22 protein-coding genes and 1 pseudogene are annotated in these 20,384 nt (G+C 39.6%); 6 read left to right on the top strand and 17 right to left on the bottom strand.

The window, feature by feature from the left end:
• Positions 1-83: 83 nt before the first annotated feature.
• The 12 genes from tsaE to rpsJ form a co-directional block, all read right to left on the bottom strand.
• Entirely contained in the window at positions 84-593 is a 510-nt protein-coding gene (gene tsaE / locus QL998_RS13625; RefSeq protein ID WP_290192881.1) for a tRNA (adenosine(37)-N6)-threonylcarbamoyltransferase complex ATPase subunit type 1 TsaE, read from the bottom strand.
• Between the two features lie 487 nt (positions 594-1,080).
• Complete coding sequence (rpsQ, locus tag QL998_RS13620) at positions 1,081-1,338, bottom strand: 30S ribosomal protein S17 (protein WP_024597273.1); 258 nt, start codon at positions 1,336-1,338, stop codon at positions 1,081-1,083.
• Positions 1,338-1,529 carry a 50S ribosomal protein L29 gene (gene rpmC, locus QL998_RS13615; protein ID WP_002957889.1) on the bottom strand — a complete coding sequence of 64 codons (192 nt, stop codon included), beginning with the start codon at positions 1,527-1,529 and terminating at the stop codon, positions 1,338-1,340. Before rpmC ends, rpsQ begins: the two co-directional genes overlap by 1 nt.
• Positions 1,529-1,942, bottom strand: a complete 414-nt coding sequence (gene rplP / locus QL998_RS13610; RefSeq protein ID WP_002957890.1) for a 50S ribosomal protein L16 — start codon at positions 1,940-1,942, stop codon at positions 1,529-1,531. Before rplP ends, rpmC begins: the two co-directional genes overlap by 1 nt.
• A gap of 12 nt (positions 1,943-1,954) precedes the next feature.
• Positions 1,955-2,656 carry a 30S ribosomal protein S3 gene (rpsC, locus tag QL998_RS13605; protein ID WP_002957891.1) on the bottom strand — a complete coding sequence of 234 codons (702 nt, stop codon included), beginning with the start codon at positions 2,654-2,656 and terminating at the stop codon, positions 1,955-1,957.
• 11 nt (positions 2,657-2,667) lie between these two features.
• Positions 2,668-3,000 carry a 50S ribosomal protein L22 gene (gene rplV, locus QL998_RS13600; RefSeq protein WP_002957892.1) on the bottom strand — a complete coding sequence of 111 codons (333 nt, stop codon included), beginning with the start codon at positions 2,998-3,000 and terminating at the stop codon, positions 2,668-2,670.
• A 13-nt stretch (positions 3,001-3,013) separates the two neighbouring features.
• A complete protein-coding gene (gene rpsS, locus QL998_RS13595) occupies positions 3,014-3,292 on the bottom strand; it encodes a 30S ribosomal protein S19 (protein ID WP_004588689.1) in 279 nt (92 codons plus the stop codon).
• Between the two features lie 15 nt (positions 3,293-3,307).
• On the bottom strand, positions 3,308-4,132 hold the full coding sequence (rplB, locus tag QL998_RS13590; protein WP_002957895.1) for a 50S ribosomal protein L2: 825 nt from the start codon (positions 4,130-4,132) through the stop codon (positions 3,308-3,310).
• Between the two features lie 15 nt (positions 4,133-4,147).
• On the bottom strand, positions 4,148-4,450 hold the full coding sequence (gene rplW / locus QL998_RS13585) for a 50S ribosomal protein L23 (RefSeq protein ID WP_002957896.1): 303 nt from the start codon (positions 4,448-4,450) through the stop codon (positions 4,148-4,150).
• The gene (rplD, locus tag QL998_RS13580; RefSeq protein WP_002957897.1) at positions 4,447-5,052 is read right to left on the bottom strand and encodes a 50S ribosomal protein L4; all 606 of its coding nucleotides are present in this window, start codon (positions 5,050-5,052) and stop codon (positions 4,447-4,449) included. The genes rplW and rplD overlap by 4 nt, the downstream gene beginning before the upstream one ends.
• A 17-nt stretch (positions 5,053-5,069) precedes the next feature.
• Complete coding sequence (rplC, locus tag QL998_RS13575) at positions 5,070-5,705, bottom strand: 50S ribosomal protein L3 (protein ID WP_002957898.1); 636 nt, start codon at positions 5,703-5,705, stop codon at positions 5,070-5,072.
• 27 nt (positions 5,706-5,732) lie between these two features.
• Positions 5,733-6,044 carry a 30S ribosomal protein S10 gene (gene rpsJ / locus QL998_RS13570; RefSeq protein ID WP_002957900.1) on the bottom strand — a complete coding sequence of 104 codons (312 nt, stop codon included), beginning with the start codon at positions 6,042-6,044 and terminating at the stop codon, positions 5,733-5,735.
• Positions 6,045-6,461: 417 nt separating this feature from the next.
• On the opposite strand from rpsJ, the gene plsB reads away from it, so the two are divergent.
• Entirely contained in the window at positions 6,462-8,900 is a 2,439-nt protein-coding gene (plsB, locus tag QL998_RS13565; RefSeq protein ID WP_182194467.1) for a glycerol-3-phosphate 1-O-acyltransferase PlsB, read from the top strand.
• A 21-nt stretch (positions 8,901-8,921) separates the two neighbouring features.
• Here plsB and tesB read toward each other — a convergent pair whose 3' ends face one another.
• Positions 8,922-9,779: an acyl-CoA thioesterase II gene (tesB, locus tag QL998_RS13560; RefSeq protein ID WP_290192880.1), complete on the bottom strand. Its 858-nt coding sequence runs from the start codon at positions 9,777-9,779 to the stop codon at positions 8,922-8,924.
• A gap of 77 nt (positions 9,780-9,856) precedes the next feature.
• Between tesB and QL998_RS13555 the strand changes: the two genes are divergently transcribed.
• Together QL998_RS13555 and QL998_RS13550 are read left to right on the top strand one after the other, a co-directional pair.
• Positions 9,857-10,315, top strand: coding sequence for an EVE domain-containing protein (locus QL998_RS13555; RefSeq protein ID WP_182194469.1), 459 nt, complete (start codon positions 9,857-9,859; stop codon positions 10,313-10,315).
• Positions 10,316-10,384: 69 nt separating this feature from the next.
• Positions 10,385-11,419, top strand: a complete 1,035-nt coding sequence (locus QL998_RS13550; protein ID WP_182675766.1) for a cytosolic protein — start codon at positions 10,385-10,387, stop codon at positions 11,417-11,419.
• A 36-nt stretch (positions 11,420-11,455) separates the two neighbouring features.
• Here QL998_RS13550 and QL998_RS13545 read toward each other — a convergent pair whose 3' ends face one another.
• Together QL998_RS13545 and QL998_RS13540 are read right to left on the bottom strand one after the other, a co-directional pair.
• The gene (locus QL998_RS13545; RefSeq protein WP_149603303.1) at positions 11,456-11,653 is read right to left on the bottom strand and encodes a PLDc N-terminal domain-containing protein; all 198 of its coding nucleotides are present in this window, start codon (positions 11,651-11,653) and stop codon (positions 11,456-11,458) included.
• Positions 11,653-12,720, bottom strand: a complete 1,068-nt coding sequence (locus QL998_RS13540; protein WP_024597278.1) for a potassium channel family protein — start codon at positions 12,718-12,720, stop codon at positions 11,653-11,655. Before QL998_RS13540 ends, QL998_RS13545 begins: the two co-directional genes overlap by 1 nt.
• Positions 12,721-12,889: 169 nt before the next feature.
• Here QL998_RS13540 and QL998_RS13535 point away from each other — a divergent pair, with 169 nt between their 5' ends.
• Positions 12,890-14,200 carry a TIGR00366 family protein gene (locus tag QL998_RS13535; RefSeq protein WP_290192879.1) on the top strand — a complete coding sequence of 437 codons (1,311 nt, stop codon included), beginning with the start codon at positions 12,890-12,892 and terminating at the stop codon, positions 14,198-14,200.
• A gap of 55 nt (positions 14,201-14,255) precedes the next feature.
• Here QL998_RS13535 and QL998_RS13530 read toward each other — a convergent pair.
• Positions 14,256-15,267, bottom strand: a pseudogene (locus tag QL998_RS13530) (site-2 protease family protein).
• Between the two features lie 166 nt (positions 15,268-15,433).
• Between QL998_RS13530 and QL998_RS13525 the strand changes: the two are divergent.
• The gene (locus QL998_RS13525; RefSeq protein WP_182194480.1) at positions 15,434-16,645 is read left to right on the top strand and encodes an EAL domain-containing response regulator; all 1,212 of its coding nucleotides are present in this window, start codon (positions 15,434-15,436) and stop codon (positions 16,643-16,645) included.
• Positions 16,646-16,677: 32 nt separating this feature from the next.
• On the opposite strand, the gene QL998_RS13520 is transcribed toward QL998_RS13525, so the two are convergent.
• Positions 16,678-17,754, bottom strand: coding sequence for a hemolysin family protein (locus QL998_RS13520; protein ID WP_007587021.1), 1,077 nt, complete (start codon positions 17,752-17,754; stop codon positions 16,678-16,680).
• A gap of 84 nt (positions 17,755-17,838) precedes the next feature.
• On the opposite strand from QL998_RS13520, the gene QL998_RS13515 reads away from it, so the two are divergent.
• Entirely contained in the window at positions 17,839-20,334 is a 2,496-nt protein-coding gene (locus QL998_RS13515; protein WP_290192878.1) for a prolyl oligopeptidase family serine peptidase, read from the top strand.
• Positions 20,335-20,384 lie beyond the last annotated feature (50 nt).

Genomic DNA, 20,384 nt, shown 5'->3' with positions numbered 1-20,384 from the left:
TTCTGCTTGCTGAGAAGCTATTTATCGACTTGCAGAAAACAATATGTATCTGCAAGCCTAGCCCTTGAGTTATTATTCAAAAATCAGCTGCCTGATGTATTCATTTCAGATGAGGCTGAATAGTTACATTTGTTATTTAGTTTTTCGACAATTGCTACACCACGCTCACTGGCGCTATTAATAACAATTTTACGTTTGTTACCCATATAGCTTAGAGTAATATCTAAATCAGGCACAGGAATAAATTCACCACCTTTTTCTGGCCACTCAACAACGCAAATTGCATCTGGTGAAAAATAATCGCGTATTCCCATGTATTCTAGTTCTTCAGGTTCACCTAAGCGGTATAAATCAAAATGATAAACATTTGCGCGCTCGAGTTCATAAGGTTCAACAAGTGTATACGTTGGGCTTTTAACTTTGCCTGTATGTCCAAAGCCTTGCACTACACCTCGAGTAAACGTTGTTTTACCAGCGCCTAAATCACCATGTAAATAAATAACCGCACCTTGCTCTATAATATCAGCAACGCAATTACCCATTGCGACCGTGGCTACTTCATCAGTCAAATGAAATTCAAAACTACGCGTCATTACTACCTCAAAAATTCATTCAAAAGCGCATATTTGCTAATCATACCAGAATATTAATTTAAGGCGATAAATTGAGGTTTTAGACATAAAAAAACCAGATAAGCTGATAATGAAAGTTGTGTATGGATGTCTATTTTCGATACTTTGAAGCTGTATCATTGTAATAAAATAATGTAAGTGAGTTCTCAGACTAAAAGATAGTAAAAGAAAAGTAACACCACGAATTAGATGACCCCATATTGGCATTAAATTAACTGAGATATGTAAGTTTATTATCTAACTTCTTCTGATTCAGCAGATGGTTCTGCTAGCAAAAAAGTAACTGGTAAATGAAACTCTCAACTACTCCCCAAGATAACTTTATATTTTTAGATAAAAGACTAATCCAGGTGACCCGCTCACCCTAGTTTACTGTTTACAGGTGCTTTAAATACAAAAAGCCCCAGCTAATGCCGGGGCTTTTTACAAAACTAACTTAATTAAAAAATTAAGCTTGTTTTGGACTAGAAATAACGTCCACTAAAGTCCAAGATTTATTCTTAGAAATTGGTGCGCATTCACGGATAGTAACTACGTCACCCGTTTTTGCTGTGTTATTTTCGTCATGTACGTGTAACTTAGTCGTACGTTTAATGAATTTCCCATAGATTGGGTGCTTCACGTAACGTGCGATAGCGATAGTGAAAGATTTTTCCATCTTGTCGCTGATTACACGGCCTTGAAGAGTACGAATTTTATCGCTCATTATTGACCTGCCTTCTGGTTAATAACTGTTTTTACACGCGCGATATCGCGGCGTACTGTTCTTAGCGTGTGTGTCTGAGCTAACTGACCAGTGCTAGCTTGCATGCGCATATTAAATTGCTCACGAAGTAGTCCTAGAAGTTCAGCATTAAGCTCTTCTACGCTTTTATCTTTTAGTTCGCTAGCTTTCATCACATTACCGTCCGAGTTACGAAAGTTGTTTTGAATGGCAATTTACGAGCAGCAAGGTCGAATGCTTCACGAGCAAGCTCTTCTGAAACACCTTCCATTTCGTAAAGTACTTTACCAGGCTGAATTTCAGCAACCCAATATTCAACAGAACCTTTACCTTTACCCATACGAACTTCAAGAGGTTTTTCTGTAATCGGTTTGTCAGGGAAGACACGAATCCAGATTTTACCTTGACGTTTCACGTGACGCGTCATAGCACGACGAGCTGCTTCGATTTGACGAGCAGTCATACGGCCACGGCCAGTTGCTTTCAATCCGAAAGTACCGAAGCTTACTTTGTTACCGTTTTGCGCTAAACCGCGGTTGCGGCCTTTGTGCATTTTACGGAATTTTGTACGTTTTGGCTGTAACATTACTCGCTACCTCTACTTAGCACTTTTCTTGGCTTTCTTTGGTGCGCGTTTAGCTGGCTTCTCTTGCTCTTGTACTAGTGGTAAACCACCAATAACTTCGCCTTTGAAGATCCAAACTTTAACACCAATGATACCATAAGTGGTTAAGGCTTCAGAAGTTGCGTAATCGATATCAGCACGAAGAGTATGTAGAGGTACACGACCTTCACGATACCATTCTGAACGTGCGATTTCAGCGCCGCCAAGACGACCGCTAACTTCAACTTTAATCCCTTTAGAACCGATGCGCATTGCATTTTGTACCGAACGCTTCATAGCGCGACGGAACATAACACGACGTTCTAGTTGAGAGGCAATGCCGTCTGCTACTAGTTGTGCATCTAGTTCTGGTTTACGTACTTCAGAGATATTAATCTGAGCAGGTACACCAGCGATTTTAGTTACCGCTTGACGTAATTTTTCTACGTCTTCGCCTTTTTTACCGATAACAACACCCGGACGAGCCGTGTGGATTGTTACTCGGATTGATTTTGCTGGACGCTCAATAACGATTTTAGACACAGAAGCCGTTTTCAATTCCTTTGTAAGGAATGTACGAACTTTGTGATCGCCAAAAAGCTGTGCAGAGAAATCTTTTGAACTCGCGTACCAGGTAGAAACCCAAGGTTTAGATATACCTAGGCGAATACCAGTAGGATGAACTTTTTGTCCCATTACTTATACTCCTAGCTATCTGAAACCATAACAGTGATATGGCTTGTACGCTTAAGGATGCGGTCTGCGCGTCCTTTAGCACGAGGCATAATACGTTTCATTGTAGGACCATCGTCCACAAAGATCGTTGTTATACGAAGCTCATCAATGTCAGCACCTTCGTTATGCTCTGCGTTAGCAATAGCAGACTCAAGTACTTTCTTAACTAATACAGCGGCTTTCTTAGGGCTGTACGCCAGGATTTCTAGTGCGCGATCTACAGGTAACCCACGGATCTGATCTGCAACTAGACGTGCTTTTTGCGCCGAACCAGAGGCGAATTTATGTTTAGCTAATGCTTGCATTTATCTTCCCCTCTTATCGTTTCTTCGCTTTCTTATCCGCAGCATGGCCACGGTAAGTGCGAGTTGGTGCAAATTCACCTAGTTTGTGACCGATCATTTCGTCAGAAACGAAAACTGGTACGTGCTGGCGACCATTATGGACAGCAATGGTCAATCCGATCATGTTAGGTATGATCATTGAACGACGGCTCCAAGTTTTAATTGGCTTTTTCTCACCGCTTTCCAAAGCTTTCTCTACCTTCTTCAGCAAGTGTAGGTCTATAAAAGGACCCTTCTTGAGAGAGCGTGGCATGGCTATTCCTCAATATTACTTAGTACGACGACGTACTATAAATTTATCCGTACGCTTGTTCTTACGCGTCTTCGCACCTTTAGTCGGTTTACCCCATGGAGACACAGGATGACGACCACCAGATGTACGACCTTCACCACCACCGTGTGGGTGATCTACCGGGTTCATGGCAACACCACGAACTGTCGGACGAATACCACGCCAGCGATTTGCACCTGCTTTACCAAGTGAACGAAGCATATGCTCAGCATTGCCTACTTCACCTAGAGTCGCACGACAATCAGATTCAACTTTACGAACTTCGCCTGAACGAAGACGTAATGTTACATATTGACCATCACGAGCAAGGATTTGAACGTATGCACCAGCAGAACGTGCTATTTGAGCACCTTTACCTGGTTTTAATTCTACGTTGTGAACAGTCGAACCTACAGGCATATTACGCATTGGTAATGCATTACCAGGCTTGATTGGTGCATCAACACCAGACTGGATTGCATCGCCAGCTTTTAAGCCTTTAGGTGCGATAATGTAACGACGCTCACCGTCTGCATATAATACAAGAGCGATGTTTGCGCTACGATTTGGATCGTATTCTAAACGTTCAACAGTAGCTGGAATGCCATCTTTAGTACGTTTAAAATCGATTAAACGGTAGTGTTGTTTATGACCACCACCGATATGACGAACCGTAATACGACCATTGTTATTACGACCACCTGATTTAGAGTTTTTCTCTAAAAGTGGTGCGTATGGCTTACCCTTATGTAGATCAGAGTTAACCACTTTAACTAGGTGACGACGGCCCGCAGAAGTAGGCTTACACTTTTGAAGTGCCATAATTCTATCCCCTTATTACTCGGCGCCGCCGACAAAGTCTAGCTCGCTGCCTTCTTTAAGAGTAACGTAAGCTTTCTTCCAGTCGCTACGACGACCGAAACGTGCGCCAGTACGTTTTGTTTTACCCTTAACGTTAAGTGTGCGAACACCAGTTACTTCTACTTCAAAAAGCTTCTCAACTGCTACTTTAATTTCAGCTTTAGTTGCGTCATTTACTACTTTAAAAACAATAGTATTGTTTTCTTCAGCAGCAATTGTGCTTTTTTCAGAGATATGTGGAGCAAGGATCACTTTTAAAAGACGTTCTTCGCGAATCATGCTAGCGCCTCCTCAAGTTGCTTAACAGCAGCGGCTGTAATAAGTACCTTATCGAAAGCAATTAAGCTTACAGGATCGATACCAGCTACATCACGTGTGTCAACCTTATAAAGGTTACGTGCCGATAAGAAAAGATTTTCATCTACTTCTTCAGTCACGATAAGAACATCTTTAAGCTCAAGTTCTTTAAGCTTAGCAACTAGTTCTTTAGTTTTTGGTGCTGCTAGAGCAAAACTTTCAACAACGATTAAACGCTCTTGACGAACTAATTCAGATAAGATGCTTTTAATCGCACCACGGTACATTTTACGGTTTACTTTTTGGCTGTGGTCTTGTGGTTTAGCTGCAAAGCTAACGCCACCTGAACGCCAAATTGGGCTACGGATTGTACCGGCACGTGCACGGCCAGTACCTTTTTGAGCCCATGGTTTTTTACCACCACCGCTTACTTCAGAACGTGTCTTCTGAGCACGAGTACCTTGACGAGCACCTGCTGCGTATGCAACAACTACTTGATGTACTAATGCTTCGTTAAACTCACGTCCAAAAGTAGCTTCAGAAACTTCAAGACCGCCAGAAGCGTCTTTAATTGCTAATTCCATCACTAAATCTCCAGGACTTATGCTTTAACAGCTGGTTTAACGATAACGTCACCGCCAATAGCTCCAGGTACTGCACCCTTAACTAAAAGCAAATTACGCTCAGCGTCAACGCGAACTAGTTCTAAGTTTTGAGTCGTTACACGCTCAGCACCCATATGACCGGCCATTTTCTTACCTTTAAACACCTTACCAGGTGATTGGTTTTGACCGATTGAACCAGGAGCACGGTGAGATAGAGAGTTACCATGTGTAGCGTCTTGCATGCTGAAATTCCAGCGCTTAACACCACCTTGGAAACCTTTACCTTTAGAAGTACCGGTTACGTCAACCTTGTTGATTTCGTTGAATAATTCAACAGTAAGCTCAGCGCCTACTTCAAAATCGCCTTCACCACCGTTAAGGCGGAATTCCCACAGACCGCGACCCGCTTCAACACCAGCTTTAGCGAAATGACCCGCTTTAGCTTTGTTTACACGACTTGCTTTTTTAGTGCCTGCGGTTACTTGAAGCGCGTTATAACCGTCTGTTGCGTCAGATTTGATCTGAGCAATGCGGTTAGGTGTCGCTTCAATAACTGTCACAGGGATAGATACACCATCTTCAGTGAAGATTCGTGTCATACCCACTTTACGACCGACTAGACCTAATGCCATTTTCCTAAAACCTCTCTAATCTTTCGATTAACCCAGGCTGATTTGAACATCAACACCAGCAGCAAGATCTAAACGCATAAGCGCGTCTACAGTCTTGTCAGTTGGTTCTACGATGTCTATCAGACGTTTATGGGTGCGGATCTCGTACTGATCACGCGCATCTTTATTAACGTGCGGTGAAGTTAGTACAGTAAAACGTTCAAAGCGTGTAGGTAGTGGGATTGGACCACGTACTTGTGCGCCAGTGCGTTTCGCAGTTTCCACGATTTCTGCCGTTGATTGGTCAATCAAACGGTGGTCAAAAGCTTTTAGGCGAATACGAATGCGTTGATTTGACATTCTTAACCTCAATATAAAGAGCATATAAAAGAGCATAAAAAAACGACCGAAACAATCTTAAAACTTAAGATGTCGGCTGTTTGATTATATCTACGTTGAGTTCCAAATCGGAACTCCTGTTTATTAGCTTGAAATCCAAGCTTAATTTATCCTTTCTAATTCCCAGAGGAATTTTGAAAGCCTGCGTATTATAGAGGTATTGGTGATAAATGCAACAACTATTTAGAAACAATGTAATGAATACTAATTTGATTAAATATGCGTCCATACATGTTCAATAGCTATACTTGAACTAATGCTTTTGATGCTAGTCAACAAACAACTAAACATCTTAATTGCGCAAACTAAGGGATTTTTAGATATTATGGTATCCTGTTGCGCTAATTTTGCCCTTAATACTCTCAATATGGTGAGTCGATGCGTATTTTTAATTATTGTTTAAATGTTATGTCTGCTGGATTTAGCCGCTTATTTGTAAAAAGCAAAGTGCTGCCAGAAAATCCGATTAAACAGTATGATCTAAACCCTGAGTACCCTACATTTTATATAGTGCGTTTAAATTCACGATTTGATTTAGCGGCTCTCGCACATGCGTGTAAAAAAAATGGTCTACCTAGCCCAACTGAAGAGCAAGTATTAGGTAACCAAGATTTAGACCGTTTTATTGGTATTAAAAATCCACCACCACTTTTTGGTGATGAAGCTAAGCCAACCAATGCTTTAGCTCAAGGTAAACAAATTATTGAATACCTAATACAAAGTGGGCAGCAAAACGTACAAGTGGTTCCGGTTACTATTTTATGGGGTCGCGACCCGGGTAAAGAAAAGCCGGGGCTACGAACTTTAATTACGCACTCTCTAACACCTAGCTGGTTTAGAAAGTTTTTTGTGGTGTTGTTTTCAGGACGCGACAACTTTATTCGCTTTAGCCAACCACTCGACTTATCGCTTTTAGTCAATGAAAAAGCCGATGTAAGCGAGTTACCACATAAATTATTACGTGTAGCACGTGTTCACTTTAAGCGCCAAAAGCTAGCTGCTACAGGCCCTAAAATGCCCTCTCGTGAACAATTATTTAATTCATTATTAGCGTCACCTACAATAAAAAAAGCAATTCAAGATGAAGCTAAAGCTAAAAACATTAGCCAAACAGAAGCCCGCCAAAATGCACTTAAGCTACTTGATGAGATAGCCGCTAATTACTCTGAAGCAATGATACGTGTGGCCGAGCGATTTTTAACTTGGTTGTGGAATAAGCTCTATAACGGTATTGATATTAAACACCCAGAACAAATTCATGAACTAACAGATAAAGGCCATGAAATAATCTATATGCCTTGTCATCGCAGTCATATGGATTACTTACTGCTTACTTACTCTATTTATCATTTAGGCTTAGTTCCACCACATATAGCTGCAGGTATAAATCTTAACTTTTTCCCTGCCGGTGGCATATTTAGACGCTCTGGGGCATTCTTTATTCGTCGCTCGTTTGCAGGCAATAAACTTTATTCTGCCATATTCAAAGAGTATTTAAGCCAACTGTTTATTAAAGGTTACTCTGTTAAGTTTTACACGGAAGGCGGTCGAAGCCGAACTGGGCGCTTACTTCCGCCTAAAACGGGTATGCTATCTATGACATTACAAGCAATGCTACGCGGAATAGACAGACCAATATCTATCGTTCCTGTGTACATTGGCTACGAGCACGTCATGGAAATTAACACCTACCTTAAAGAGCTGGATGGAAAAGATAAAAAAGGCGAATCTATATTTGGTATTTTTAAGGCAATCAAAAACCTCAAAAACTACGGTCGTGGTAATTTAAACTTTGGTGATCCAATCTCGATTAACCAATACTTAAACGATAACCAACCTGATTGGCGTGATTCAATACACCCTACCGATGTGCAAAAGCCGCAATGGTTAGCGCCACAAGTAACTAAACTTGCCGACCAAGTAATGGTTAAAATTAATAATGCAGCGGCGCTTAATGCGGTTAACTTACTAGCGATGATATTGCTGGTTAACGATAAACAAGCATTGAGTAAACCAAAGCTATTAGCACAACTTGATTTTTATCTGCGTTTACAGCGCGATGCCAGCTATAGCGATAAAGTAACCGCGCCAGACGAAACACCAGAGCAATTACTAAAGCATGCATTAAAGCTGAATAAGTTTGAAGTTATCAGTGATGAATTTGGCGAAATTATTACTATTAGCGATAAAGAAAAAGTATTGTTTAATTACTACCGCAACAATATTTTGCACTTGTTTGCAGTACCAAGCTTAATTGCACTACATCTATTTAAACAACACAGCACAACTATTGAGCAATGCCAGCAACTTGTAAAAACGTTTTATCCATTATTTGCTAAAGAATGGTATTTACAGCCTCTTGATGAAAACTATATAACGCGTATTTTAGCTAATTTTGCCGATCAAAATTTAATTGAGTTTGATGGCAATAACATTCATATAATAAACGGTAATGACTGCTTAGCTAAGCTAGAGATGCTTGGACGAGCACTTAGTTTTACTCTACAACGTTACGCTATTGTGATTGGTTTTATTCAAACAAGTGATGGCATTGAAAAAGCCGAGCTTGAAAGAGAGAGCCAAGTGCTTGCACAGCGTTTAGGTACACTGCATGGTATTAAAACACCTGAATTTTTTGATAAAAAAGTACTTGTTAGTTTTATCGAAAACTTACGTGGTGAGTCGTTAATAACAGAAGGTGATGAGGGCTTAGTAGGCAGTACACAACTTTGCGAAACCTATGCACACCTTAAAACATTACTGCCAGCACGCGTCTGGCAGTCAATCAGCGATATAGTACAAGATCAGTGTAACTAGTACTATATCTATAAAAGGGGATTAGCGCTGACGCATAACCCCTTCTTGCATTGTTGAGGCAACCAAGTTGCCTTGGCGATCAAAAAACTGCCCGCGTACCAAACCACACCCATTACTCGCACTTGGACTATCAATTGAATACAAAATCCAATCATCCATTCTAAACGGGCGATGAAACCACATTGCGTGGTCTATGGTCGCTACTTGCATATTTGGCTGCATAAACGATACACTATGAGGTTGTAATGCAGTTGGTAAAAACTCAAAATCAGACGCATACGCTAATAAGTAATTGTGGATACGCTGATCGTCTGGCATTTCACCATTAGCTTTAAACCAAATATGCTTTACCGGCTCCATAACTTCTGGTTTAAACGGGTTATGAAAAGTAACCGGTCGCATTTCAATTGGCATTTCACGAGTAAACTTATTACGGATGACTTCAGGGATATGTGAAGCGTTATCTTGGTAAAACTCAAGCGATGAACGTAGTTCTTCAGGTGCGGGAACATCAGGCATTGTCGCTTGATGCGACAAACCATTTTCTTCACCTTGGAATGACGCTGTCATATAAAAGATTGGCTTACCGTACTGAATCGCTTTTACTCGGCGAGTACTAAAGCTCTTTCCATCGCGAATAGTTTCTACATCATAAACAATCGGTTTAGCTGGATCGCCTGGGCGTAAAAAGTAAGAATGTAATGAATGAACTATACGCCCCTCAGGTAGAGTTTCTTTAGCGGCAGAAAGCGCCTGCCCCATAACTTGACCGCCAAACACAGCACCAAAGCCTAAATCTTGGCTTTGTCCTCGATATAAACCTTGCTCAATTTCTTCAAGTGTTAACAACGACAATAAATCATCTAATACTTGGCTCATTACTTCTTCCTCATTACCCTAGTATGCAAATGATACTATACAATAGTGGGAAGTAAATATTTGTTAGGAATACTGTTATGGCTTACTGGCTATTTAAAACTGAACCCGATGCGTTTTCATTAGATGATTTAAAAAACGCACCAAAACAAACGACTCTTTGGGAAGGCGTGCGTAATTATCAAGCACGAAATTTTATGCGTGATGGCGTTAAGGTCGGGGATTCAGTAATGATTTACCATTCAAGCTGTAAACACGTGGGCGTAGCGGGCATTGCCGAGGTTACAAAAGATGCCTACCCAGACCCCACCCAATTTGATTTAAGTAGCGACTATTACGATGCAAAAGCCACCAGCGACAAACCACGCTGGGTTGTTGTTGAAGTTACTTACCAAAGCCATTTAAAAAAATTAATTAGCCTTAAAGATATTAAAGCCAATAACAATATTACTGAAATTGCACTTAAAAAAGGCGGACGACTATCAATTATGCCCGTCACTAAAAATGATTGGGATGAAATAATTAAAATGGCGCAGTAACGCCTCCTCGGTTTGACCTAATTTCACTGAGTTTGATATGATCCGCGCCGACTTATAGCTGGAGGATTAATGAAATTACTGTATTGGTTAGATGAATGGTTAACTCTCCCGCGCAATGAGCAACAAACTCGATTACCCATGACGGGTAATGATTTACTCGGCGATGTATTTGTTAAGTATGATTTTGTTGACGTTAATAAACCCCTGCTTTTTACCTTCTCCCCTGCTGGCACTAACGTGCAAGAGCAAGATCTTCACCCTGATTTTGCACCATGGGGTTATCACTTAGCTCAAAAACAAAACGTAAACGTAATCGCTTTTCAGCATTTAGGTAAAAGTAATTGGTTTCGTAATCGTAATTTAATCTTTTTTCTCGAGCAATTATCAACATTACTTACGCCGTTTAATTGTCGACTTGGCTATGGTTTAAGTCGTGGCGGATTTGCTGTTGGCGCTTTTGCTAAACTATTAAAGCTAAATCAGGTGTTGTTCTTCCATCCGGTAAGTACTAAAAATAAAGAATTAGTACCGTGGGATGACCGCTCTAGTACCGATATAGCTCAGCAGTTTGATTGGCAGCAAGATTATCACGATCTAGATTTAGGAGATGCCCAAGGCTATATTATTTACGATCCTACTAATCGTATAGACCGAATGCACGCTAAGCGCTATAAGCAGTTAACTCACTTACGAGTATTTGGTATGGGACATGGCACACATGCCACATATTTGAATAAGTTTGGATTTTATAAGCAAGTAGCCGTCGATTTTATCCAGCATCAGCAAATTGATATTGCGCAGTTTCGTCTGCAAACTAAAACCTTACGTTTTAAAGAGGATTATTACAAAAGCCTTAATAAAGCGAATGTAAACTCAGCTCACCGTCAAACACTATTAAGCAAAGCTCATAATATTTTGATTGATGAAAAAGAAGTTCACGTACAGGAACATCAGGCAAAAATTGATATTCAGCCATTAATAGATGTTGCCCTCAAGCATCAAGATGAGCATCCTAATGATGCCATTCAGTTATTAGAAGTTGCTCAACAACTTGTACCTGACGATCCTTTAATTGAGCATAAAATTAAGCAACTAGAAGAGTAGTTACGCCAGTAAAAGCGGCTGTAAAGGCCAACTACTCTATTTGGCCTTTTTCTTTTTGTGCCCATACTTGGGCACAATGGCAAAGTACATCATTAACCCTAACCAAGAAAATATAATTATTCCCATTAGCCAGCCATTCTTTTCATGACCCTGTGTACGCCTACTGTTGAGTACAATAACGACAGGTAATATATAAGCACTTAAAACAACAATTAAAAATACAACTTCATTCATTATTTTTCTAGACTCGACCAGTCTACTTCACTACTTAATACTCGATCTACCGATATATAGTGCAGAATATCGCCTTCACTTACTTTGTAATCTAATGGTGGATTTAAATCCATATTTTGCGCACTTAAATTATGAGCAACACCCAACAGTATTGCATCATGCTCAAGCTTAAAATGATGAAACAAAGTACCAAACTCCATATCTTTGCAGCCGCTTGGTATTTTCAAACTAAATTGTGTATCACCATGCAAAGTAGATAGCAGCTCCTCTTGCACACGGCTCGAACCTGGATCTTGCATTGAGCGTACGAGTATCTCAGCTGATTTTGCACTACTACACTCTACATTTTGGCAATGCTCTAACATCATCTCAACTTTGGTTTCATCCAAAAAGTGAGCACTTATATGACAATCATCTTTTACTAAGCGACTAATGCGCAGGGCTGTTGTAAATGTCTGATCGTCATCTTGACCATCAATAATCACCTTATCAGCACTACGAATAGCTACCCGCTCTAGCTCAGCTAAATTAGTAAAGCTCGTTAAACGTGCAAAATCAACGCTTTCGTTAGCTAAAAAAGGATGATCCATTTGCTCTGTTACCGCGAGTAAAATACGACGGTCAGTACGTTTCGTATCTGCCAAAATGTAATCAATCATCTTTTTTGTACGAGTGTCGTGCCAACCAAAAATAATAATATGGTGGTTACTGTGGGCAAAGTTTTTATCACCAGTCATAGCGCGCCTAATTAAGTAAGTAACAGTTTGTCCTGCTTTTCCTAGCAAAACACCAAATAAAGCTAAACCAAATGGAATTTGTATTAATGCAACCACCCAACGACCAAGATCAGTAGTTGGACTAAAGTCACCATACCCCACTGTTGATGTTGTTACTGTGTAATAGTAAAAAAAGGTAGTAAGCGAGGTTAACGCTTTCTCATTCGCTATAAATAATAAGCTCCATGTTAATAGCATATGAGTCAAAATAGCTAATGCCACTGCTTGCCAACTCAACTGATCTATATGAGCGCGAACAAGTAACGCTAGCCTTTTAAATATCACCGGCATAATACAAAGTCTTCGTTAGTAAATTATCTATAAACAGTACGTTACTGTAAGCGATGCTTTTAAGCAATGTTTAAGCTTTTAACCGCAAATATTAGACTAAATGCTGTTTGCCAATGGTGATTTTCCATGATTAATTAGCGTTAAAATAATAACCAAAACAGTTGTGCTTATGCTTAATAAAATAGCCCGCCCTTTTACTAAAATTGTAGAGCGCTATCTTCCCGACCCTTTTATATTTGTAATTTTACTTACAATAATTACTCTTGTCAGTGCGATCTTATTTACAACCGCAACTAACATTGAAGTATTACAAGCGTGGGGAGGTGGGTTTTGGAACTTATTAAGTTTTGCTATGCAAATGCTACTAGTGTTAATTACAGGCTATATGTTGGCAAGTACGCCACCTATAAGTAAGTTATTAGAAAAGCTAGCAACATTTGCAGGCACCGCACCTAAAGCAATTATATTAGTCACGCTTATTTCGCTTTTAGCGAGCTGGATAAATTGGGGATTTGGCTTAGTTATTGGTGCCCTTTTTGCCAAAGCAATTGCTAAACATACTCGTGTTGATTATCGATTATTAGTAGCCAGCGCTTACTCAGGTTTTGTTGTATGGCATGGCGGATTAGCGGGTTCGATTCCTTTAACTATCGCAACCGATGGTCACTTTTCAGAGGCCAGCATTGGTATTATTAGTACAGAGCACACTTTATTTGCGGGCTTTAATATAGCCATATTAGTTGGTTTATTCATTATTATGCCGCTCGTTAATCGCTATATGCTGCCAAGCGAGCAAGAAAGCGTATATATCGACCCAGCTCTTTTACAAGAGACAACACCTAAGCCCACAACAATAACCAGACCTGCCCAACATTTGGAACAAAGCAAACTACTCGGTATGACAATTGGCTTATTAGGTTTGGCATATTTAGGTTATTACTTTTTTATTGCTCGCGGAAACTTAAACCTTAATAGCGTTATTGCCGTATTTTTGTTTTTAGCTATTACGCTACATCAAACTCCTCACAATGTGCTTAATAGCTTACAACAAGCAATTCCAAGTGGTGCGGGTATTGTTATTCAGTTTCCGTTTTATGCTGGCATTATGGCGGTGATGGTCGATACAGGGTTAGCACAACAAATATCACAAGGCTTTATTGCCATTGCAGATGCCGATAGCTTGCCATTTTACAGCTTTATAAGTGCAGGACTCGTTAATATGTTTGTGCCCTCTGGCGGCGGCCAATGGGCAGTACAAGCGCCTATTGTTATACCCGCAGCGCAAGAGCTAGGCGCCGATATATCGCGCGTTGCAATGGCTGTAGCATGGGCCGATGCGTGGACTAATTTAATTCAACCTTTTTGGGCACTACCCGTCCTTGCTATCGCAGGCTTAAAAGCAAAAGATATTATGGGATTTTGTGTTGTGCAGTTATTTGTAACTGGGGTTTTTATATCGCTGGTATTGAGCTTTTATTAATTTTTAACGGGCTGTAACAAATATTACAGCCCACTTTTACCTAGAACGATAAATACTAGCTCGATAAAATAGTCATCGGCAGGCTCAATATTGGATTTTCTGAATCGGCAAAATGCATCATTACAGCTACATGCCCAGCGACTACAACTGCATACATTACCGCTGAAAAGCCTTGGCCATATTTATCTAGCGGCATTAAGTGTGAGTAGTGACGGCCTCGCCACTCAAATACAATTTCCAGCGCACCTACAAACAAAAAGAATACCAGTAACATTAAGCCAAAGGTGTAGCTCAGCCATAAGCCAAATAGTACGCCTAATAAGCATACGCTTAAACCAATCCATGAACGCATTGAAAAGCTAATACTTTTTAATACATGCCCGCCATCAAGCGGTAAAATTGGTAACAAGTTAAATAAATTTAATAACGCACTAAGCACCGCAACACCTGCAAATATCTCCATCTCGGTGGCGTAATATAAAACGACACCCAGTACCGAGGTAATTAAACCAAATGCAGGTCCCATTAGCGATATAACGACATCTTGCCAACGAGTCGTTATTTTATCGTCACTTACAGCAAGCCCTCCAACAAACGGGATTAAGTAAATACCTTTGGTTTTTATGCCAAAGTATTTCATTGCTCGCACATGTACTCATGTACAACTAAGCAACCAATTAGCATTAGTGCAAATTCAATACTAAATAACCACGCATAGCCTGCAACAGAAGCCCCGGCAAGCACTACTTTAATTATCTTAGCACTTTTAAAAAGCTTAAAGCCTAATGCAGCTAGCCCTAAAAAGCCTTTTTTAGGTGTCGCGTTTAACGGCGCTGGTAGCGCCAGTTGTGTCGCAAATTGCTCATCGACAAATAGCGAAATACTTTGCTCTTCCGCCGCTCCAGTATCAATACCGATTACTTTGTTGTTGTAAGTAAACTGATAGTAATTTTCACGAGGATTATCAAAGGTAATGGCTTGTTGCGCATGAAATACCTGCACAATTTTTGCCCAGACACCATAAGCGAAAATGGCTGCTCGGCTAAAGTAAGATCTATTCTTATCATAATTAAGACCGTTTAAAACAATGGCGCTAGTATACCTAATCAACTTAAAAACACGAGTAAAGGTGCTCGGTAACTATTTTCAAAATAAAAGCGTTTGATACTGACAAAGTAAAAAAACACTACTACTTTTATAGTAATCATAAACTATACATTGAAAGGGATAACAGTGAACAAAATAGTGCCTAACATTTTAGTTGTTGACGACTCAAAAGCAATTTTGATCGTTATGGAAGCCATACTCAACGAATTGGGTATGTCTAACACTATAACTACGTGCTTGAGTGCAAAAGAAGCTCTTGAAAAAGTAAGAGAGGATATTAACTATTTTGATGCTATTTTTACTGATCTCAATATGCCCGAAATGGACGGCATGGAATTAATCCGTCATTTAGGAGAGTTACATTATCAAGGCGGGATAATTATTGTCTCTGAAATGGATCATAAAGTTATTAGTTTAGCTGCCAATCTCGCGAAACAACATAACGCTCACCTCATTGGTAATATTTCAAAGCCAGTGCAACTGTCTCAGGTAAGTAGGTTACTTACTAAAGTGGCGCAATTAAACAGTCACACTTTATTAAAAGAGTCAGCCATTTCAAAAGATGAGCTTATTAATGCATTAAAAAACGATGAAATAACGCCTTTTTATCAACCAAAAATAAACGCCGATAACAATAAAATTGAAAGTGTTGAAGTCTTAGCGCGTATTTTATCAAGTAAAGACGGCAATATTATTTTACCTAACCGTTTTATAAACACAGCCGAAAAACACAACTTAATTAATCAAATTACATTTTCTCTTTTTGAAAAGGCCACCAGCGAATTCAAAAATATGAAATCACAATTAGGTCATGATTTTAAGATGGCATTTAACTTATCGCCAACTCAGCTCGACGATCTAAACTGTCCTAATAAATTACTACTCATTTTAGAACTAAACCAACTCACGCCTAGTAATATAATTATAGAAATAACAGAACAACATGCACTCTCAAGTCTCATGCAATTAGAAACACTAAACAGATTAAGAATGCATGGCTTTGGTATATCGCTAGACGACTTTGGTGTTGGTTTTACTAATATGAATCAGCTTCGAAACCTTCCTTTTACTGAAATTAAAATAGACCGTTCACTCATTAGCCATATAGAAACAGATTTATTTTCTCAAGTAGTTGTAAGCTCGTTATTTAATATTACAAGTAAAGATAATTTAGATTTAGTGGCAGAAGGTGTTGAACGACCAGAAGAGCTCGTTTATTTGAGGCATTATAGAAGAAACTTAGCCATACAAGGTTTTTTATTTAGTCGTCCTAAACCACAAGGCGAATTTATATCTTGGGCTAAAGATTGGCTGAAAACTGATGGCAGCCCCGCTTAAAGCGGTATTAATATTTAATCGGGGCTGGTTAACTAATTATCACCCCGAGTGTGTTTATCTTCTTCACTGACTATATGCGCACTGCTTGCTAAACGTTTGTGCCAACGCTGCCTTGCTACTGCGCGCATATTAGTAGATTGGTCACGCTCATCTACAATCTCTAGCCCCATTAAAGCTTCAATCATATCCTCTAGCGTTACAATACCTTGCACGTCACCGTACTCATCTACAACTAGGCATATATGCGTGCGCTTTGTTAAAAGAGTTTGCAGTAACGACGATACATTTTGAGAACTCGGCACCGTATAAATAGGCTTAATCAATTTGCTAATTTTGTAATCGGTACCTAAACGGTGAAATGCCAGCATAATATCGTTTTTATGCACAAACCCAACAATATCGTCGCTGTCTTTATCAAATACCAATATACGAGAAAATGACGACGAGCCGTGATCGTTTAAATACTGATTTACTGTTAAGTCTTTGTGGATTTTAAAAATTACAGTTCGAGGCGTCATTAAGTCGCATAATTTTGCATGTCTAAAATGCAATAAATTACGAATTATTTCGGACTCATCCTGATGTAATGCACCCGACTCCGTACCTATATCAGCCATTGCCTCTATCTCTTGACGAATATAGTAAGCCTCATCGTGCTTTGGACCCATTAAATTTGTTAGCTTTTGTGCAAACCATACAAAAGGCTTTAGCAATATAACTAAAAACCTCAAAGCGTAAGTAACACTTGGCGTTAGAGCTCGCCAGTAATTAGCCCCCAAGGTTTTAGGAATAATTTCAGAAAGAATTAATACGAGGAATGTCATAATGGCTGATGCAATACCTACAGCCGCATCGGAAAACACGACAGCTGCCTGTGCGCCTACCCCAGCAGCACCCGCAGTATGGGCAACCGTATTTAAAGTTAAAATAGCAGCTAAAGGCTGATCTATATTGTTTTTAAGTTTTTCGAGCTGTTTAGCAAGCTCAGGATGATCTTTCCTAAGTGATGCAACATAGCTGGGCGAAATACTTAATAACACAGCCTCCATCACAGAACATAAAAACGAAATAACAATCGCCACTACCATATAAACTATCAGTAAAGTCACTTTCTCTCCTCTATATTGGATATGTGAGCATGGTATCAATACATGCTATATTTGGCCAAACTTCCAATAATAATAGGCATAATAATGAAATTTAGCGCACCATGGTGTCATCAAAATAAGCTATTTAAGTACGCAGCAGCTCTTTTAACGCTTAGCAGCTTAAGCTTTGCTGCAATAGCTGCACCATTGGATAAATCAAAAATTCAGTTTATCGGCCCACTTGCCGAAGACATGCAGTTAAAGCCTTTTCAAACACCTCATGGCAATGCCATTATTAATAACCTATTGCCGCAGCTACAAGCAGACTCAGATAGTTTTTCTGTATTTGGGAAAAAACAAAGCTGGCAGCCGTTTAATAAAATCAATGCGCTCACTTTAGGTGGGTTACAGGCACTAAAATTTAATATTGAAACAACCCGCTTTACACAAGGTACGCTTACCTTAAAAGGGATTGAGCAAGGTCAGTTATTTATTAATGGCGAACTACAAACAGGTGATAAAAATAGCTATAAGTTAGCTTTAAATAACAGTACTCACTCTATTTTAATAGTAGCCCAACAAGTAGCTAATTGGCACGACGTAATGCTTGATTTTGCACCTAAAAACGACGTTGATAAAATTACGCTTAGCGCCTCAAAAACAAAACGCTTATCTGCAAAACAATTGTTTGATGCCCCTACAATCAGCCAATTATCACTCGCACCTAATGCTAAGCAGTACGTTACTACTACTCGCACTTATAGCGATAAAACACAAAACCAAGCAAATACAGTTACTGTACTTAAAGATTCAGATAATCAAACGCTTTATCGCTTCGAAGCAGGCCAACCAAGTAACATTATTTGGAGTCCAGATAACCAATATTTAGTGTATTTGTTAAATGGTGAACTTAAACAACTTAGCCGTAAAAACTTCTCAATAAAAACATTAGCAAACGATTTAGAAGGAGCCAATGGCTTTACCTTTTATAACGACACCAGTCTTTTGTTTAGCTGGTCTAAATCACCTGAGAGCACTAACAGCTTAACCAAGCACTATAAAGGTCTACAAGATCGTTGGTCATATGCACGTACCACCAGCCAAATTTACATGCTTGATACTAAAAGTGGTTTAACAAAAGCACTTAGCCAAGGTCCTCTTTCTTACAGCCTTGAAGATTCAAATAGTAACCGTGGCAAAATATTAATGATCCGCCCAGTAATGGCAATGCAAGCATCAACCCACCCTGAAACAGAGTTAGCCGAACTCGATTTAAAATCAAACAAGCTTTCATCGCTTGGTAAATTCAAAACGTTTAATTTAGCCAAATATACAAATAAAGATATTTATGTAGTTGCAGGCCCTGACTTTAAAAATGGCGCAGGCAGAGCACTACCAAAAGCAATGCTTGCTAATAACTACGACGGGCAACTTTACCTACTTACTGAAAGCGGTAAAAAGGTAAAAGCACTCAGTAAACAATTCGACCCCGCTATTGGCCAACTGCACGTTTTAGAAAACGGCGATGCGCTCATTAAAGTAACAGAGCAAGACACTCAGCCACTTTACCTATTCGATTTAAGTAAACAGCGCTTTAAAAAGTTAAATACGGGATTGGATATTGTTGAACAATTTAGTTACTCACACGACCGTAATAACGAAATTTTATTAAGTGGTACTAACGCTTTAGCGCCACAACAACTAAAGAGCCTGAACGTAAGTAAAAATAAAACAGATTTAATATGGGATTCAAAACCAAGTAGCTATGCAAATACACGACTCCCTACATTAGAAGAGTTTAATTTTAAAAATAAACATGGGGTTGAAATAACGGGCCGTGTTTACATTCCAAGCAATTTAGATAAAACTAAAAAGCACCCAGCGCTCGTGTATTACTACGGCGGTACTTCACCAGTTACGCGTGGTTTTACAAGTCGTTACCCGTTTAACTTATGGGCAGAAAATGGCTACGTTGTTTATGTAGTACAGCCTACTGGCGCAACAGGGTTTGGACAAAAGTTTTCAGCGCAGCATGTTAATGCCTGGGGCGACTACACTGCAGACGATATTATCGAAGGCACGCAAGCCTTTTTAAAGAAATACAACTATGTTGATAGTGAAAAGGTAGGAAATTTAGGGGCATCATACGGTGGCTTCATGACCATGTTATTGGCAACTAAAACCGATATATTTAGTGCTTCAATAGCTCATGCGGGTATTTCTAATATTACCTCGTATTGGGGTGAAGGTTGGTGGGGCTACTTATATTCTGGCGAAGCATCAAAAAATAGCTTCCCATGGAATAACCCTGAACTTTACAGCCAACATAGCCCTGTATTTCATGCCGACAAAGTAACAACACCTATGCTACTTCTTCATGGTGATAGTGATACCAATGTACCTGTTGGCGAAAGCTTAACAATGTACACTGCGCTTAAACTGCTTAATAAGGACGTAGAGTTAATCGAATACAAAGGCGCCGACCACCAAATTTTTGCACGCGATAAACGATTTGATTGGTGGAACACCATGCTCGCATACTTTGATAAAAAGCTAAAAAACGAGCCTCAATGGTGGGACTCGATGTATAAAAATGACTGAGCCTGAACCTTTAAAATAACAACTTAATACAGATTTATTAATAGTAGAAT

This window comes from Pseudoalteromonas sp. APC 3691 (assembly GCF_030408135.1).
Taxonomy (GTDB): domain Bacteria; phylum Pseudomonadota; class Gammaproteobacteria; order Enterobacterales; family Alteromonadaceae; genus Pseudoalteromonas.
This window is presented reverse-complemented; position numbering and strand designations above follow the sequence as displayed.